This window comes from Pseudoalteromonas sp. MMG022 (genome assembly GCF_021654245.1).
GTDB classification, from domain to species: domain Bacteria; phylum Pseudomonadota; class Gammaproteobacteria; order Enterobacterales; family Alteromonadaceae; genus Pseudoalteromonas; species Pseudoalteromonas amylolytica.
In genome coordinates, this window is record NZ_JAKFZQ010000001.1 from 89,114 (window position 1) to 106,873 (window position 17,760).

Annotated in this window: 12 protein-coding genes; 9 read left to right on the plus strand and 3 right to left on the minus strand. The window is 41.5% G+C overall.

Annotation, left to right across the window (positions count from 1 at the left end; genetic code table 11):
- Window positions 1-254 precede the first annotated feature (254 nt).
- From L1070_RS00270 to L1070_RS00290, 5 genes are all read left to right on the plus strand, one after another.
- Complete coding sequence (locus L1070_RS00270; protein ID WP_237124011.1) at window positions 255-2,294, plus strand: winged helix-turn-helix domain-containing protein; 2,040 nt, start codon at window positions 255-257, stop codon at window positions 2,292-2,294.
- Window positions 2,295-2,311: 17 nt separating this feature from the next.
- On the plus strand, window positions 2,312-3,040 hold the full coding sequence (locus L1070_RS00275) for an NAD(P)H-binding protein (protein ID WP_237124012.1): 729 nt from the start codon (window positions 2,312-2,314) through the stop codon (window positions 3,038-3,040).
- A gap of 172 nt (window positions 3,041-3,212) precedes the next feature.
- Window positions 3,213-5,354 (plus strand): ATP-binding protein, encoded by a 2,142-nt coding sequence (locus L1070_RS00280; protein WP_237124013.1) that lies wholly within the window; start codon window positions 3,213-3,215, stop codon window positions 5,352-5,354.
- Window positions 5,355-5,474: 120 nt separating this feature from the next.
- Window positions 5,475-5,690, plus strand: a complete 216-nt coding sequence (locus L1070_RS00285) for a hypothetical protein (RefSeq protein WP_070985487.1) — start codon at window positions 5,475-5,477, stop codon at window positions 5,688-5,690.
- A 14-nt stretch (window positions 5,691-5,704) separates the two neighbouring features.
- Window positions 5,705-6,694, plus strand: a complete 990-nt coding sequence (locus tag L1070_RS00290) for a sterol desaturase family protein (RefSeq protein WP_237124014.1) — start codon at window positions 5,705-5,707, stop codon at window positions 6,692-6,694.
- A gap of 16 nt (window positions 6,695-6,710) precedes the next feature.
- Here L1070_RS00290 and L1070_RS00295 read toward each other — a convergent pair whose 3' ends face one another.
- Window positions 6,711-7,523: an AraC family transcriptional regulator gene (locus L1070_RS00295; RefSeq protein ID WP_237124015.1), complete on the minus strand. Its 813-nt coding sequence runs from the start codon at window positions 7,521-7,523 to the stop codon at window positions 6,711-6,713.
- A gap of 139 nt (window positions 7,524-7,662) precedes the next feature.
- On the opposite strand from L1070_RS00295, the gene L1070_RS00300 reads away from it, so the two are divergent.
- The 3 genes from L1070_RS00300 (at window position 7,663) to L1070_RS00310 (ending at window position 12,056) form a co-directional block, all read left to right on the plus strand.
- The gene (locus tag L1070_RS00300) at window positions 7,663-8,055 is read left to right on the plus strand and encodes a hypothetical protein (RefSeq protein ID WP_237124016.1); all 393 of its coding nucleotides are present in this window, start codon (window positions 7,663-7,665) and stop codon (window positions 8,053-8,055) included.
- A 16-nt stretch (window positions 8,056-8,071) separates the two neighbouring features.
- Window positions 8,072-8,581, plus strand: coding sequence for a GNAT family N-acetyltransferase (locus L1070_RS00305; protein WP_237124017.1), 510 nt, complete (start codon window positions 8,072-8,074; stop codon window positions 8,579-8,581).
- A gap of 325 nt (window positions 8,582-8,906) precedes the next feature.
- The gene (locus L1070_RS00310) at window positions 8,907-12,056 is read left to right on the plus strand and encodes a TonB-dependent receptor (protein ID WP_237124018.1); all 3,150 of its coding nucleotides are present in this window, start codon (window positions 8,907-8,909) and stop codon (window positions 12,054-12,056) included.
- 101 nt (window positions 12,057-12,157) lie between these two features.
- Here the strand turns inward: L1070_RS00310 and L1070_RS00315 are convergent, their stop codons facing one another.
- Together L1070_RS00315 and L1070_RS00320 are read right to left on the minus strand one after the other, a co-directional pair.
- Complete coding sequence (locus L1070_RS00315; protein ID WP_237124019.1) at window positions 12,158-13,435, minus strand: hypothetical protein; 1,278 nt, start codon at window positions 13,433-13,435, stop codon at window positions 12,158-12,160.
- A gap of 226 nt (window positions 13,436-13,661) precedes the next feature.
- Window positions 13,662-15,758 carry a hypothetical protein gene (locus L1070_RS00320; RefSeq protein WP_237124020.1) on the minus strand — a complete coding sequence of 699 codons (2,097 nt, stop codon included), beginning with the start codon at window positions 15,756-15,758 and terminating at the stop codon, window positions 13,662-13,664.
- A gap of 74 nt (window positions 15,759-15,832) precedes the next feature.
- Here L1070_RS00320 and L1070_RS00325 point away from each other — a divergent pair, with 74 nt between their 5' ends.
- The gene (locus tag L1070_RS00325) at window positions 15,833-17,566 is read left to right on the plus strand and encodes an MFS transporter (protein ID WP_237124021.1); all 1,734 of its coding nucleotides are present in this window, start codon (window positions 15,833-15,835) and stop codon (window positions 17,564-17,566) included.
- The last annotated feature ends 194 nt before the right edge of the window (window positions 17,567-17,760 follow it).

A 17,760-nucleotide genomic window follows, 5' to 3' on the forward strand; every position in this document is an offset into this window, starting at 1 on the left:
GTCTGAGCGCAAACCGAGAATCCATGGGCTTTGTCTTGGCCAATTCATTGTCATTTAATAAGCTGCACAATTCATGTAAACACAAGAGCATAACTGCCGATATAGACCTGTTGTGTACAAATGGGGCAATGTTTTATGTGAGATCCTGCATAAATATGGTGCAATTCACAATTTAATACATATTTACGTTTGCATTAATTTTTTAAAAACCTAGTATGCTAAAGCGCGCAAAATAAGAAGTATAAGAAAGATAAATGTCAGTCATAGAATTTGGTGAGTTTCAGTTTAATTTAGCTTTATCCCAATTAACGAAAAACCAGCAAGAAGTTGTGCTTGATCCAAGGCAACTAGCTTTACTGGTTTTTTTAATAGAAAATCCTCAACGCGTAGTCAACCGTGACGAGCTACAAGAGCATATTTGGCAAGGTGTAATAGTCACCGACAACGCCATAAACAAGCTAGTAGCAAATTTGCGAAAAGCTTTGGGCGATGACGCAAAAGAGCCCAAGTACATCCAAACTGTTACCAAATCAGGGTATCGATTTGTAGCCCCCGTTAAGGTTGTTGAGCATACAAGCAGTACAGCGAGTGTCGTTACTTCTGGAAAGCGAAACACGACGTCGTTAATCTGGCTGTTTACCGGTACATTGTTAGTATTCATTTTGGCAATGTTTGCAATATATACAAATACGTCCAATAAAACCTTTGGTGACACCGCCACACTTTCAAGGTTCCACGGCTCAAAGTTGACACCGATATTTGTTGACGGTTCAGATAGTTTACTATTTATAAATTCGACACTACGTGGCAAAGAGCTATGGATAAGTGAAGGTCTTGCCAATACGGGAACTTTGCCAATTGAAATAGACACACAAGGAAAGTTCTTAGAGCAGCTTGTTGGTTATGAAAATGGCAAACTCATATATTATGGCTATGAATCGGAACAGTGCGGCTGGCATAGTGCTGAGCTTGATGTTCAGGCTAAACGCTTTACGGGAGATGTCACGACGTTAGGCTTATGTGGTGACTTGACTGTTCATCAAAGTATTATGGCTAAAGATATTGATAGTTTGTACATTTTAGCACATCCCAAAATGCACGAGCATAATAACCAGTTGTATATGGTTGATGCACAGCGAAAGCTTGAACGGGTCAATATTGAACTGGATAGGCAATGGCGCATTATCTCAATTGATTTGCATCCACATAATGAGCAAATATTACTAAATGCCCATTCTTTTGATGGTCGAACGGCCGCATTTGTGTACGACCCAAGCAGTCAACAGGTTAGTAAAGCCAAAGAATTCGATACTGTATTGGATCGAGTGATATGGGACCACAGTGGTGAAGGGCTGGTTTTTGTGAGCCCAGCTCCAAATAGCCGCCTATTATACCAAGCACTTGATGGCGGGGAAGTCACATTGCTTGGCAACGTTAATGAAAGATTATGCTGTGCTATCGTACGACACCCCAATGCGCAAGACTATGTGTTTACAAGTAGTGACAAGAATATAGATTTGAAATGGCTCACGCCTAATTATGCGCTTGATAACAGTAGTGTGATAGACCGCTCGCCACAGTTTGCCCATACTAAAGAGGGCCACTACTTTTTGTCTAATCGCGCAGGGCTTAGCCAAATATATTTTCAGGCTCCGGGGCAAACATCGCAGTTAGTGTCTGAGCTTGAACACAATGTTCAAATAGAGTCCATGAGTTTGTCCAGTGATGATACGTTTTTGTTGCTAAGAGAAAAACATCGACTGTGGATTGTACCAACAAGTGAGCAAAGTGAAGCGAAAGACATTTTTATTGACGGTTATGTGTATAAGCAGCACTGGCTGAGCAATACGTTGTTTTCCGTTACACTAAAATCTAAAACTGCTAAACAAGTCAATATTTACAATAGTGATCTACAAAAAGTAGCGGAGTTGGGCGATGGGATTGTAATAGTTTTGGCAGATCAAAAGAATCCATCTAATCACTACTACGTAGACAAGCACAACAAACTATATAAAGCATCACCTGATACATTATTCTCATCACCTGCGTTAGCGGACTTGAATGCCGTAGGGGAGGTTCCTGATTTTTCACAAATATTGATAGAAAATGATGTGCTGTACGTGGTGAGTAAATATGGTGAGACGCTGACAACTTATAAGATTTCGGACTCACTGCAATTGCTGTCAAAGCAGCCTCTTAATACTTATTTGGGCTTTGATGTTGCTGACGGAGTCGTACTTTTCGCTGGCAAAACCCATTACCGAAGTGAAGTATACCGAAGCATAGCAAAGTAAAATAGCGGGAGAGAGTCATGAGCAAGGTGCTCATAATTGGCGCAAGCGGAGCAACAGGCAAACACGCTGTGTCGCAGATGCTAAGCGATAATGTCGAAGTCATAGCGATTGTTCGACCACAAAGCTCATTACAACGTGTATATGGTCATCATGAAAAATATTCAGAGGTAAAAGCCGAGATTTCGCAAATGAGCGTAGCACAGCTTGCAGATTGCATTAGCCAATGCCACACGGTTATTTCTTGTCTTGGGCACAATCTGAGTCTTCAGGGCATATACGGCTCACCACGCAAGTTGGTAGCCGATGCAATCAAGAAAGTAACAGCTGCCATTTGCTCGTTAAACAGGCGAGCAAAAACTAAGGTTATCCTTATGAGTACCACAGGGGTGAGCAACCTCAATATTCAAGAATATGTGCCTTTATCACAAAGAGTTGTTGTTGCTGTGTTAAGGCTGGTGTTACCTCCTCAAGTAGATAATGAGCTGGCCGCGGCTCATCTGAGAGTTCACGTAGGTAAAGAGCATCCACATGTACAGTGGGTATGTGTTAGACCTGATTCGCTTTTTGATGAGCAAGAGGTGACTACCTACTATTTAGAGCACTCACCGACGAGTAATGTGGTATTTGATGCACTCAGAACGAGTCGCATTAATGTTGCAAATTTCATGAAGAGATTGGTCACGGAAGATGAACTGTGGCGTCAGTGGCAGGGTAAAATGCCTGTAATCTACAATAGTGGACCCTAAAAAGTTTACCTGAATTCCATTGTGTAATTATTTGTAATTTTGGAATAGCTCCATTATTGGTGTATTTAGGTTAAACTAATATCATGTTTGCCTTTATTGTGTTTTTGGTTCTGTTTTGTGTAAATTTATTTATTTATGTAAAAAAATTGTATTGCTTTCTTTGTTGTTTAGTATGAGCTTGTCAGCTGAGGAGGCTTGGCAGTCGCTAGAGCAACAGTTGAAAAAGCAACTCAATCAAGACCCAAATACTTCTTTGACCCATGCACAGACTTTGCTCAAAGATCCCCAATATAGCCTTGAAAACAACAGAACAGCGTGGTTTACGTTTAATCTTTACCTGACCTATTCGCAAATCAACTTGGGCCTATTCGATGAAGCCATAGAAAATGCGCAAATGTTGTATGCGCTCAATAGCGCTGAAGAGTACCCAGTGCAAAGAGCAGAGTCGGCGTTGCTGGTTGCTATGGTTGCAGATAGAACAAGTGACATCAAACTTAGTAGGGCGAAGGCCGATGAAGGCTTACGACTAATCGGTGAAAATAAATCCCAGCACGCAATGCTGAGCGCTGATCTTTATTCCTTGTTAAGTGGCAGCTATCGAAGAAACGCTGATTATGGACAGGCGTTAGTGTATGCAAAACTTGCGTTGGAATATAGCTGGGAAGATAAGGCCAAACGCGCGACGATGCATAACCAAATCGGGGTATTGTATGATTATATGGGTAACCTTGAGTTGGCCCTCAAACATCATGAATCTTCTCTTATCATTCGCAGGGAAAATTCAAATCAACAAGGTATTTCGGACTCACTATACAACATCGGTGAAATCTACCGAGATATGAAGCAATATTCCGCCGCACTATCGCATTTCAAACAGGCATTACAAGTAGACCAATCTCTTGGTAATCCGTACCACATAGCCAATAGTCACGGTAAGCTTGGGCAAGTTTATCTGGCTCTAAATCAACTCGAACTTGCCAAAGAGCACATTCAAAAAGGGCTAGAGTTAACACGTAAGATGGAGGCGAAAAGCGATACCAGTTGGCAGCTCAGTAATATGGCACAAATCTATGTAGCAGAACAAAACCTAGCGCAAGCCAAACGTTTGTCCGAAGAGGCTTTACAACTGGCATTAGAAACGAGCGCGAAGCGTACCGAGCATACCGTTCGTATGACATTACTGGATATTGCTGTGAAACAACAACAAGTTGACGAAGCGCAAAAACAAATCTCAACTTTATTGGCGATGAAAAACTTAGGTTTACAGTATGAGCAACAACTTCACAAAATTAGAGCACAATTATATGAAGATTCGGGAGATATCAGTGCAGCTCATCAAGCAACTAAAGATTTTCTCGTGACTCAACAAAAGTTATATGATTATTTGGAAAAACAGCAGACCGAAAAGCTAAAACAAAATGTTGAAGTTATTCGACAAGAGCAAGCACTGAGCTTGCTACAAAAAGAAAAAGCACTGCAACAAGCCCAACTAGATAATTTAAAATTACAAAGAGGCGTGGTGATGTTGGTGATGTTGTTGGTCGTTGGCATCTTGCTGATGATCTATTTTAGACAGATGGCCAAACAGCGTATGGCTAATTTAAAAGCGCAAATGCTGACAAACAGCCTAGAAGAAAAAAACCAACTTCTTTCTGACGTTGCCCACGAACTTCGAACGCCTTTAACAGCATTAAAGCTTTCTATTGAGCTGTTAGAGCATAATATTGAACCAGATATAAATAAGGCTTACGCAAAGGTACATGGTAAAATCTCGCAGTTGGATAATCTGATTCGCGATATTTATCACTCCGCTCAGTACGAAAATAACGTTATGCAATTGTCCAAGAAAACATGTGATCTGGGCGAGTTGCTCGATGATGTTATAGGTGATTTTGACGCGCAGTTTAAAGAGAAAAATCAAGCACTGTTGATACATAAACCAATAACGTCTGTGATGTGCAACGTAGATCCTGAGCGGTTCAAGCAAATCGTTATAAATCTACTCAATAACAGCTTGGCGTATACCTATGAAAACGGACAAACACAGGTTTCACTGCAAACAGTAACCGATGCTGGCAATCAATCAGTGCAACTCGTTGTGTCTGACTCTGAGCCTGGACTTGAAGAGCCAGAGCTCGACAAAGTGTTTGATAGGCTATATCGCGTTGAGTCATCTAGGGCTCGGGATTTAGGAGGATCAGGACTGGGTTTGGCTATTTGTAAGCAAATTGTACTTGCACATGGCGGAAGTATTGCTGCTAAACAAAGCGAGCTCGGTGGAGTCGAGTTTACAGTAACTTTTGAAGGCATGTAGTGAGAACAAAAAACGTGGTTTTAAGCCATGAGTCTATTCAAAAATAGAAACTGCCATTTTTGGGTACATGTACTATAATGGCGACCAACAACTCTGACACTAGAATAAGAAGGAATAAAAATGCAATTAAAAAAGAAAGCGATAGCAACGGCCTTTATGGCACTGTCATTATCTTTAGTGGCGCTTGTCGGCGTTTCTAAACAATCAGAAACAGTGAATATGACTAAGCTGAGCGATGCTAAACCTTACGCGCTGTTGTCTGGTCGCTCACAAAAAGGCGGCCTAGAAGAAAATAACTTGACCATCGAGAGTATATTTAACTTCTTCTTTTCTTAATATCAGCAATATCCATGGATTTTGTTGTTCGTTTTATTAATAACCTATTAATTGAACTGAGCGAGGCCACTATGCAGTGGCCTTTTTTGCTGGGTGCGTTTTCAATGGCACTTTGTTTTGTGTATGTATACAAAGATAAGTCGTTAATTGATTCAATTAGGTACATATTTAATAGCAAAGTTTGGCTTCATAAATCAGCATTGGTTGATTATAAAATAGGACTTATAAACAGTTGCATATATGCGGCAATCATTCCAACGTCTATTTTTTCATCGATAGAAATCGCCACGTTGGTAACTGAGTCCTTAGCGAGTACCTTTGGTGGTAAGACACTCGAAGAACAAACGGATGCAGCGCTTTGGGCTACGTTATTGTTCTCTCTTGTTGTGATACTTATCGTAGACTTTATTAGTTACTTTGTGCACTTTTTATATCACAAGGTGCCTTTTTTGTGGGAGTTTCACAAGGTTCACCATTCAGCCCGTGTATTGACGCCGTTTAGTTCATTTAGAACTCATCCTGTTTCAAATTGGGTGGGTTTGGTTATCAACGCTGTGCTGATAGGTGTTGTATTTGGGCTACTTAAGTACTTTGTGACGTTTCCAGTCTCAGAGCTTTCCTTATTTGGGCTTAATGTCTTTTCCTTTTTTATAAACCTATTTGGTGGATTATTAACCCACTCACATATACGTATTCAATGGCCAGGGAATCTATCTAAGATCATTATTAGCCCTCTCAATCATCAAATACATCATAGTAATAATCCAATTCACTTTGATAAAAACTTTGGGTTTTGGTTTTCTATCTGGGATGTAATGTTTGGCACATATTACAAAGGAACAGATCAAGATAAGTTTACCTTTGGCATAGGTAAAGAAACGAAAGACTTTTACTCTTTAAAAACTGTATACGGTCGACCTGTGAAAAATGCGTTAGCTATCATACATCGTTTTTTTCGCTCAGGGAAAGCATACCAATTGTTAGCGAGACGAAGATCTAAGTGACGTTGTAACACCAAATTTACCGGATTATATTCTGCTGACTTTTCCTCCATGATGCAGGTGTAACGCCGTATGCTTTTTTAAATTGGCGGATGAAATGGGTCGTGTCATTCCACCCTAACTCATAAACAACCGTGTTTACAGGTTTATCTGTGTGTAAAAGCCTTGCACACGCTTGAGCTAAGCGGTTTTTAATAATCCACTCACCAACCGAGTAACCCGTTTGTGCTTTAACCTTGGTTGCAAGGTAAGACGGGCTACTATGTACCGCTTTTGCAACATCCTTGAGTGAAATGCTCTTAGCATAATGCTGATGTATGTATTCAAGTGCAGCAGTGACCTTATCTGAGCGAGTATGATTTGACGCGAACACTTTGCTGGCGTTGTTTACTTCAATCAGAATTAGGTTCAACAGGCTAGAAACGTGAGTGATTTGGTTGTTGCCAAGATTATTCGCTACAAGTTGCAACTCATGAAACAGCGATATAACCCATTTAGCACGGTCTTTGCTTAGTTTGAAAGCTGGGAGTGCGCCTGTCCTTATCTGTGCAAATGGTTGCATCAATGGGTCATTTTCTGTCATGCCCATACAAGTCGGACAAAAACTCATCCACCATACTGCCACTTTTTCACCGCTAATTAATCCATGAGGCATCCCCGCGGGAACCAAGGTAAACATGTTAGAGCTCAACTTTACAGGCTCCTTATAATGCATTGTTAAATTGCCTGAAGTAATAAAGCTAAGAATATACTGTGTTTGTGAACCATGTGATTCGTTACCGAGTGTTTCAAAAAACTCATGCCCCACACTAATAATGTGATCTGAATGCATAGCGCTTACCTAAAAACAAACAATAAGCCGATTATATAGTAATACGCGCGCTACTAAAGCAGTTATAGCTAAAAGATAATATCCATATCGAAGAATAGGCCGATGTTCGGCTTTTTGAAGCTAATGTTTAGGAGGAAGCATGAATATATCTTTAGCGCTGATAGGCTTGTCATTGCATATCTTGATTTGGGAGAAACTCCCTGACTGGGGAAATTGGTTCAATTGGATTGTTGAGCATTTACCTAGGCCTTTTAGGTATCTTTACGATTCATGGAGCTGTCCATACTGCTTTGGATTTTGGGTAGCGTTGTTATTGCACGCGTTAACATCTACGTACACGCTTGAAAGTCTGCAGCATATGCCAAATTACTTAGGTGTGATGTCACAGCCTGTGGCGTGGGTGTTAGACTCTTTAGCAACCGCACTGTTAATTATGGTTGGCAGTTTGGGCCTTAAAGCCTTAGCGGTGCCCGCAATCAAAGGGCATGAGATGACCCAAGCGTTTCGTTCCGCAAGAAAAGAAAAAAAATAGCTTAGGAGTATTTAGTATGGACAAAGAATATATATCTTCAAGACTGGTACTTGCGCTTGCAGAGCCTCAATACGATGAAGCGCCGGATAAGTTTGCACAAAAGATTCTACAGGTATTGGAGCCCACAACATGCGGTGCGCTGCCGCAAAGCTGGCAAAACATAAAAACGCTCGCAGATGTGCATCATTGGTTACGTACTCAACTAAATGATGCACAACTATTCACCGTTACACATTGCCATAATAGAGCGTTACTAGGGTTGGCGGTGGTCCATGAGCAAGGTGATGAAGCGTACGTAGGTTACGTTATTGCCAAACAATACTGGGGTCGGGGCTTTGGCAGCGAAGCATTAAAAGCCTTAGTCGCCCAGTATAAAGAACAAAATAGTATAACAACGCTATGGGCTGGGGTAGAGAAGGACAATATCAGTTCAATTAAGGTGTTAACAAAGTCGGGGTTTTCCCTCTCAGAGGGTGGGCATCGCGACTCCAACACACTACATTACAGGCTATTGCTTTCCAACTAGTAGGAGATGAGCTATTGCTACTTTGTAGCAATAGCTTCTACATTTGATGCAAAATTTGAAAAACACAAAGAAATAATTCTAAATAATATTGAGCGACAAACACGATTAATTTCACTATCTCATTTTTTCTATGTGAAAAAACTGCAGCCTTTTCAATCCACTAGATGTTTCCTAGGTCACTCTCTTAATTTTACGCGAAGTTGTTTTAATGTTATTAATAAAAAAAACAACAAATATATTGTATACAGTATATTGAATTTAACTCCAATGGGGCGTTACTATAGCGGTGAGTTTTAATAACAATAAAAGTTCAAGGGGAATCCAAATGAACAAAAACACCAACAGAATGTGGCAACGAAGTTTGATTGCCGCTGCGGTAGCAGCCTGTTTAAGCTCACCAGTTGCAATCGCTCAAGGCAAAACTACGGGAAGTATTGAAGGGAGTGTGTTACTACAAAGTGGTCAAACACTGGCAAATGTACAGCTGACGCTCAAGCACAATACAAAAGGCTTTGTAAAAACAACAAAGACCAATGAGCGTGGTGAATTCGACTTGAAAGGCTTACCAATTGGGTCGTACACCGTTACCTTTACTAAAGATGGTTATCACAACGTTTCAGAGTCTCAACTAGAAATTGTTGCAGGCAGTACAGCATCGTTTGATGTCTCAATGTTTAGCAGTGATATAGAGACTATTCAGGTAAGCGGTACGGCTATTCGTAATATCGATATGCAAAGCTCAACTGCCCAAATGACATTCACAGCAGCTGAGTTAGACAGATTGCCAGTGGCACAAGATTTGTCATCAGTCGCGTTATTATCACCCGCAGCCTCTTTGGCGGCAGATCCCGAGCAGGACTACGGTCGCGGCGTTTCGTTTAGCGGCGCATCTGTTGCTGAAAATGGCTACTTCCTCAATGGTTTGAACATTACCGATATCCGTAAAGGACTGGGGTATCTTGAGTTCCCGTGGGAAGCAATTGCTCAAACTAACGTGGTAACAGGTGGCGTACCGGCAGAATATGGTAACTTTATTGGCGGCGTTACTGATGTTGTTACAAAATCGGGTGATAACGAGTTTAAATTTGGTGCCAAGTTTGATTATCAACCAGGTAACTTTTTACGTAGTCAAAGTCCCGATATTTGGGGTTATGATACCGGGCATCCTGAGACGGATGACGAAGGTAATGTAACAGGTTATCCCCACACCATTAAAACCTACAATGGTGCCGACTCAAAAAAAGATACGCGTTATAACATCTGGGCAAGTGGTCCAATTATCGAAGATACTTTGTTCTTCTATGCGCTTTATAATCCACAAGAAGTTACTACTCGATATGCAGACACTACCACTTTAACGCAGCGTGTTGATGAAGCTGACTTTTGGCTTGCTAATGTAGATTGGTACATTACCGAAGATCATAGCGTTTCATTTACGGCCATGAACAATGAATGGGAGCGCAATGAATACCATGCAGATTACCATTTCAGCCCTATTGGAACGCAAAAGTCCTATCAAACAGGTGAGTTTGGTGAACCTACAACGAGCGAGTGGGGTGGCTCTGTCATTACAGCTAACTACAACGGTTATATTACGGACGATTTGAGTGTTTCTGCGATATACGGTGTGACTAAGCAAGACACTCTAGAGGCGAATCCCGTAGCGCACTTAAGCCGAGTTTGGGACAGCCGTAGCGGAAGCTGGCAACGCAGAGGTGATTGGCAAGGTTGGTCAAAAGGCGCAATTAGTGAAGATAAACGTACTCAAGCAAGAATTGACTTTGATTGGGTGATGGGTGATCACACTATTTCATTTGGTTACAGCCATGAAAAAGTAGAAACATCAGACTTGTCGGAGTACTCGGGTGATGGCTGGCGTTACGACATTTATGTTGCGACGGAGTCTCGCATAGAGAATATTAACCAAATCATTCAGCGCCAAGCCAATCGTCAAGGGGTCGCTTATCAACCGTCGCCGTTAGAAGTCGGTGATGCATATTTTTGGACCAAGCAATACAAAAAGAGTGGTACAACTGAGCAAAACTACCGCTCAATCTATCTCGAAGATACATGGGAGGTGACTGATCAACTTACCCTTAATTTAGGCGTTCGTAACAGTGCGTTCGACGCTTTTACTGGCACCAATGAAGAATATGTTTCAATGGAAAACCAGTGGGCACCAAGATTAGGTCTTAACTATGACCTATTCGCAGATGGTGCGACTAAGTTGTTTGCCAACTACGGTCGCTACTATATGCCTATTTCACCTAACACCAGTGCTCGTATGACGTTACCTGAGGTGAACATTACCGGCTATGGTTTGTTCGATGGGACCTTCAACGAGGAAAATAACACGCCTAATCGAGTGGGTGATCTGTTTGCCGTAGAAGTGAACAGTGACGGTGAGCTGGCTCAACCAGTGTCTACATACGTAGATAAAGATCTCGAGCCTATGTACAGTGATGAGTTTGTTTTGGGTGTTCAACATGAGCTAAACGATGATTGGGTGCTTGGTGTGCGCTATATTCATCGCGATCTTAAATCCTCGATTGAGGATACCAATTTACGTTTTGCCTTGGTTGAAAAGTGGGGTCGAGAAAACCCAGAGCAGTTGGCGGTATTACAAAACCTAGGCCTCAATACCAACGTAAGTTGGCTGGCTTTGGTTATCAACCCGGGCAATCCCGTAAAACTTGCATACGATAAAAACCAAGATGGCGTCGTTGCTGATGATGAATATGTGCAGTGGGATGCTGATTACCTCGGCCTACCAAAAGCTGAGCGAAAGTACCATGCTTTGGAGTTCACAGCAAAAGGGCAAGTCTGGGATGGCTTTACGATAAATGCCTCTTACACTTGGTCTAAAAACGAAGGTTCAACGGAAGGTTTAGTCAGTGGTTCGCATTCACAAGCAGATCCAGGTTGGTCTGGCTCTTACGATGCACCTGAGCTTACCGATCATAGCTATGGTCGTACATCCAATGACATTCCACATAAAATCAAAGTGTTCGGTTCATACGAAATTAACGACGAATTCGCCATTGGCTTTAATGCACAAGCGCAACAGGGCAGACCTATCAATAAATTTGGCTACCATCCACAAGGTGTAGGTTCGTGTTCTGAGCCTATGTGGCTAGATGATGAGCAAACGCAGTTCAACCCGAATGCAGTCACTGACTGTACAGACATACGTGGTACGGATTTTTACTATAATGGAGAACCTTCACCACGTGGCTCGCATGGTCATAGTAAGTGGATTTACAACCTTGACCTAAGTGCAAGCTACAACACGCAGCTTGCAGGCGGAGATTTACTGATTTCAGCAACCATATTCAATGTGTTTAACTTGGCAACGCCTACATCCTACTATGATGAAGCTGAGCTAGAGCAGGGGATAGATAATCCAAATTACCGTCTGGTTGAAGAGTATCAAGCACCTAGAAGTGCCCAGCTTACGGTTCGTTATGAATTCTAAATCGAAAAGATAACAATGCTCTGACAGTAAAAGCCCTACTTGAAACGTAGGGCTTTTTTGATATGTTGTGGATAGTAGGTGATACTTCCACAATATTAGCTTTATTTGATTTCTATTCTTACTTGGGTATTATCATTTGGAATGTCTACGCTGCCTTTTGATGCGACCGCTTTATAGTTTGCCCCCCTAACTTTTCTAATGTACGCGTAGTTGCCTCTAACAGTGCTATCGTATTTCCAAGCGCCATTAGAAAGAGAGTAGTAGTTAATATCGCCACCAAAATATGGCTTTTCATTATTACCGTTAACCAAGACCCCTTTTACCGTCCAAGCGAATCTATCGGTGATATAAGTTGCAGCGGAGTAGTTGTGATTTACCTGTGTGATAGAAGTGAGTTTTATATTGTCATGCCTTTGGATATCAAGATCCTTGGTAAATCTTACTCCCTGTGTTGGATCATAAGAAGTACTCTCAGTAAACAGTACATGCACGCCACCGCCGGTGCCGCTTTCTTCAACAACAATATCTTTCATGTAGATATAGGTGCCTTTGGCTTCGGAATCGTATACCAATGTACGGGGGTCATTCTCTGCCAGTGGCAAGGTTAGTTTTTCACCCTTAATGTTATACCAAACGGATGGGTTCCAAGTGTAAGATTTGATAACGTGAATGTTGGAACGTCTGTCTAAGTTATAGCCTGGATGGTAGTTATAGGCTACATAGAGTGCACCATCATCATTGGTGTCACTTACGGCATAGTGTCCGCCCTGTGCTAGCTTAATTTCAGAGCCGTTATTATCTACCCAAAGAGTACGAACCGATTTTTGCCCAACGTATTCATAACGTGAAAATATTGCAAGTCTTTTAGACGTATTGCTTAAGTGGAGTTGCGGATATGATTGATTAAAACTGCCATGAGAAGGGGTACCTTTTAGTTTTACAAAGTCAGTACCGTAGGGCGTTGTTGATTTATATAAATGTCCGCTACGGAACTTGTGAGATAGTCCGCGAGAAGATAACTGCACGTAAACATAACCGTTATGATCGATGTCTACTACAGCATTAGTGTGTGGGTCATCCCAGTTTTCTTCAGTATGCACTTTTACGCGTGTATTGTAGTTCTTAATTATATAGGTGACTAAATTACCGCCTTCATTTGCTGAATAAACTTCAAAGTGCGTGTTGTTTTTTTCGACAGCAACAGGAATGTGCTTATAGCTGTATGTCCCTGTTGCGCCACAGTATTTTGGAACGCCATTATATAGTTGATTGTTTAAACAGAAGGAGCTCGATTGGTAACCACTGTCATTAACTTCAATATTTGCTGCGAGTGTAGAGGTGCTGGTAGCAAGCGCTAACAGAATTAATTTTAATTTCATAAAGATCCTTTTTAAATTAGGTATGAAAAAGCAAATTTCATACGCTTTTTAATGTTATGTTGTTGTGATTTTGGTGTTAATATTCACTCGAAGTTATATTAACTGGTGCTAGAGCTAAGGCTGTTGAGCCTAGATTTTTACACGCAATATAAACTGACTCAACTGTGCTGGAAATGCAAGAGGGAATGTTGAATCCACAGAGCGTGGACTCAACATTATAGATACGTTATAGAACAATAGACTTTTGTAGTCTAATTGGCTCTCCATCTACTTCCATAATGGCACTTATAAGTAATATTCCCTGTGTTAATTTGCTTAGATTTTTGATATTTGGCTGCCATAGTTTTGTTTCATATGGTGCAATGTCAATTTTCTCTGACCATAGTTGTTGACTATGTGTAGTTTCTTGAAAGGAATAGAATGAAACATCTAGCATGCCTTGTGTGTTACCGGAGTATGGACCAGTAATATTAATCGTCAATGTGTTGTTATTACTCACGTTAAGATAAACGCCATCAAAGCTTTTGCCCACAACTGACGAGGGTGAATGGGTTGGCATTTTTTTAGGTAACTTAGCACTCCAGATTGCAGATAAATTGTGTAGCTGTGTTTTGAGTTGTTGGTGCTGCTGCCTGTCAGCTAGTTGCGAAACCATATTTTTAAGAGTTTTATCGCAATCGTTAAGTATGGTTTTAAATTGAGCACACTGCATCACAAGCTCAAGCAGGTCATCTGCGTCACTGAAATACCATGGATTTGCATTATCAGCCGCCAACTTAGGTAAAGTGAAAGTATGTGCTTTGATGTATGGAGTCAATTTATGATTCATACCTTTACCCAACAAACTCATCTCGTTGGTATTCATAGAAGAACCGTCAGGGAGTGCAAAAACCATAGTTTGTGACTGCGATTGTGTATCGAGCTTGATGAAAAGTTGCTCTGCGTATTGCTTTACACCAATTACTAGGTGAGAGCCTGTCATAATGCCTTTACGAAGCTGTGGAGTGAGCGCAAGCTCTTGGGTTTGCTGTGAGTCTGCTAATTCTAGTTTAAAACGGTTTCCATCAATAAGGGTTAGTGCAGCGACAAAACCACCACCGTAAAGAGATATACCGATTTCTCCCCTTTGAAGTTGAGCTGGCTCAAAGTCAATTTTAGCTGCCAAGTCCCAGTCATTATTTTTTAATGGATCAGGTAGCGTTGGTTTTGGAAAGTCCATGACGGGGTGAACAGTAGTTGGAGAAGGGAAGATGTTCAGTTGATGCAAAGCGTTGGCATTATCACTGCGAAGCCAATAAGCATTACCATTTTGCTCCCAAGGCCCAGACACGATATCGAAAGTAGGTTTAATACTTGCGACAAACTGGGCAAACTCATGTTCAAGCTGTTGCCAGTCACTAAACACGGTTTTAAGTAGCTTATTCGCTACGGGGAGCGTTTGATCTGAATGTGGGTTGAGCTGCATTAGCTCTTTTAGATAACGTTTAAACTGCAGCTGACGCATTGGGTCGTTCATCAAAAAATGAATAATAAAGAAGTTCAGACCGCGCTTTAAAGCCGGATCATCGTTAATCTGTTCTATCGTTGGCGAGTCTCCTTGTGCGTATTGCTCAAGTCCAGTGGTAATATAGTTCATTGGCGCTCGGTCAAATACCATCACAGTTAGCTGTTTTTTCTCTGGGTCGTAAACATGGCTGGCGATAGAGTCGGCAAGCCCCTCAGTTATCCAGTTGGGTGCCCAAGTAGAGTGACCATTTAAAGCCATGTGAAACGCGTGCATGGTTTCATGTATCACGATATATCTTTGGTGGTGCTGTCTGTGGCTTGGAAAATTATATCCAGCCCGATTGTAAAACATGGTTTCGCCACCTGCATTGTCGTGTACTCCGCGTAAAAAGCCATCGTCTAGCATGGCCTCTTGCACACGTGTGCGTGAGCTGCCATAAACAACCGCTATACGTTGCTTGTCAATATTGTCAGGTGCCATTGAAAACAGTTCCACGTAGTGTGGATACGACATTTCCAGTAACTCTAAATAAAGCCTTACTTTGTCCTCTGGTAAGTCGCTTTTTAAAGCAAAGTGCTTGCTCGCCCACCAGTTATAACCACGACTATTTGTTATTTTTCCGTTGCTATAAGTGTTGGGGATGGTTTTACCCAAAAATGCAATATCAATGTGGTTGAGTGTACTGGTTCGGCCAACTACGGTGATATCGACATCTAAACTATCGAGATTAACAGTGTTGTGTTTAGGCTCTGAAGGAGAGTGGGTCTGTGCGCATCCAGTAAGGATTAACGCGCAAAATAACAATATCGTTCGCATTTTATCTTCTCATTATTGTGGTTAAAGTATATTGTATAAAATATACTTTAACTTTTTGAGGCGCGATAATCAAAATGAAAAATAACAATACAGGGCAGCACAAAGGGTTTGGCTCCCTTTTTTATGTTGCAAATTTAATGGAGATATTTGAACGCTTAGCCTGGTATGGTTTTTTTGCGGTATCGTCTATTTATATGACAACCCCAGTCAGCCAAGGTGGTGTGGGCTTTTCAGATACTGAGCGTGGTGCGATTCAAGGTATTATTCCGTTCTTCTTATATCTATTGCCGGTTCTTACTGGAGCGCTGGGTGATAAGTTTGGCTATCGGCGTATGTTTATTTTGTCGTTTTGTATTATGACGCCAAGTTATTTTTTGTTAGGGCAAGTGACATCGTTCAGCTTGTTTTTTATCGTTATGGGCTTTGTCGCATTCGGAGCGGCCTGTTTTAAGCCTATAGTGGTGGGTACCATAGCCCACAGTACCAACGATCAAAATAGAGGGCTTGGCTTTGGTATCTTTTATACCATGGTCAATATTGGCGGCTTCCTTGGGCCTTTGATCGCAGGAGCGATGCGTGCCATTAGCTGGGATGCAGTGTTTATGATGTCGGCGTTTTGGATAGCCATTAATTTTATTCCAGTGCTGCTCTTCTACCGAGACCCAGACACCTTAAATAACTCATCAAGCAGTTTGAAGCAGGTACTTAGAGAGGCCCAAACAGTGCTTGGCAACAGCCGTTTTGCGCTATTAATGTTTGTTGCCATCGCACTGTTAATGGCCGCAGGTGTTGGCTGGCTGAGTTATACGCAAAGCTTTGTTGGTATATCAGTTTGGTTGGTATTCAATTTCGTCTGGCACAAGGCTGCAAAGCAAAATACCTCTCGTTGGTGGCAACAAAAAATAGTTGTTAGTAACGGTAAATTCACCGTCTATTTGCTGATCTTATCGTTATTTTGGACGGTGTATAATCAGCTATTTTACACCTTGCCGTTATTTATTCGCGATTTTGTAGACACCCGCGATTTAGTGGCGTTTATTGGTATCTTTGGCAGTGGCGCCGTGGAGTTTTTTGCATATGTCGATCAGCCAGCATTAAAAGACGCGCTTAATGAGTTGTTTAACAGCCTATCAACAGTAGAAAATGTAGATATTGCCGCGCTACGTCTCGAATGGGTTCACTTGAAGGTCAATGTTCCGATAGAGCAACTGAGTGATATAGTCAGACAGTTACAAACCTTGGCTGCAACACAAAGTAATTTAACGAGCGCTCAGTTAAACGAGTTAACCGAAACCCTTTTAACGTATAGACAAATAAACCCTGAATATCTTATCAATTTAGACTTTGCTGCCATTGTGATACTACAAATCGCGGTTAGTTACTTCTGCCAACGCTTTAAACCAGTCTCAATTCTGGCGGTGGGCCTTGTGATCATTGCCTGTGCATTTTTGTTATTAGGCCAAGGCGGAACGATGATAAGTGGGCTGGTTGTTACTATTGTTATTCTGCTAATAGCAATGGGGGAGATGTTTACCTCTCCTAAGAGTCAAGAATACGTGGCCTTTATCGCACCAAAAGAGCAAAGCGCTCTGTACATGGGGTATTATTTTGTGTCTATGGCGCTGGGCTTTTTGTTCGCTGGGTTTTTATCTGGTTGGAGTTATAGCGAACTGGCCCTGAAAGCACAAAAACCCGAATTGATGTGGGGAATGTTTGCGCTGATTGCACTGCTAGCGTGTGTATTGATGCTGCTCTTTAGAGCCTACACAACTAAACATGGCTACGCATTGGCGCAGCAACCCCGTTAAAGAAGTGCAAAATATCACCAATTAAATATTGATTGTATACAATATACAGTGTACTGTAGTGATTCGTTTCAAGGTTAGCAATAGTCGCTAAAATGAAATGGTTTGAATAACCAAAATATAATGCTGATTGTTGTTAACCAAATGAAGCGAATCGCTTTGTGAAAGCAAAGTGTTTAGTTATTATTTTCCCTGAG

What these genes read in the sequence shown, in the direction of transcription:
- L1070_RS00325 (WP_237124021.1), top strand. Translation starts at nt 15,833, where the DNA reads ATGAAAAATAACAATACAGGGCAGCACAAAGGGTTTGGCTCCCTTTTT.
- L1070_RS00320 (WP_237124020.1), bottom strand. Translation starts at nt 15,758, where the DNA reads ATGCGAACGATATTGTTATTTTGCGCGTTAATCCTTACTGGATGCGCA.
- L1070_RS00280 (WP_237124013.1), top strand. Translation starts at nt 3,213, where the DNA reads ATGAGCTTGTCAGCTGAGGAGGCTTGGCAGTCGCTAGAGCAACAGTTG.
- L1070_RS00310 (WP_237124018.1), top strand. Translation starts at nt 8,907, where the DNA reads ATGAACAAAAACACCAACAGAATGTGGCAACGAAGTTTGATTGCCGCT.
- L1070_RS00285 (WP_070985487.1), top strand. Translation starts at nt 5,475, where the DNA reads ATGCAATTAAAAAAGAAAGCGATAGCAACGGCCTTTATGGCACTGTCA.
- L1070_RS00315 (WP_237124019.1), bottom strand. Translation starts at nt 13,435, where the DNA reads ATGAAATTAAAATTAATTCTGTTAGCGCTTGCTACCAGCACCTCTACA.
- L1070_RS00270 (WP_237124011.1), top strand. Translation starts at nt 255, where the DNA reads ATGTCAGTCATAGAATTTGGTGAGTTTCAGTTTAATTTAGCTTTATCC.
- L1070_RS00305 (WP_237124017.1), top strand. Translation starts at nt 8,072, where the DNA reads ATGGACAAAGAATATATATCTTCAAGACTGGTACTTGCGCTTGCAGAG.
- L1070_RS00295 (WP_237124015.1), bottom strand. Translation starts at nt 7,523, where the DNA reads ATGCATTCAGATCACATTATTAGTGTGGGGCATGAGTTTTTTGAAACA.
- L1070_RS00275 (WP_237124012.1), top strand. Translation starts at nt 2,312, where the DNA reads ATGAGCAAGGTGCTCATAATTGGCGCAAGCGGAGCAACAGGCAAACAC.
- L1070_RS00300 (WP_237124016.1), top strand. Translation starts at nt 7,663, where the DNA reads ATGAATATATCTTTAGCGCTGATAGGCTTGTCATTGCATATCTTGATT.
- L1070_RS00290 (WP_237124014.1), top strand. Translation starts at nt 5,705, where the DNA reads ATGGATTTTGTTGTTCGTTTTATTAATAACCTATTAATTGAACTGAGC.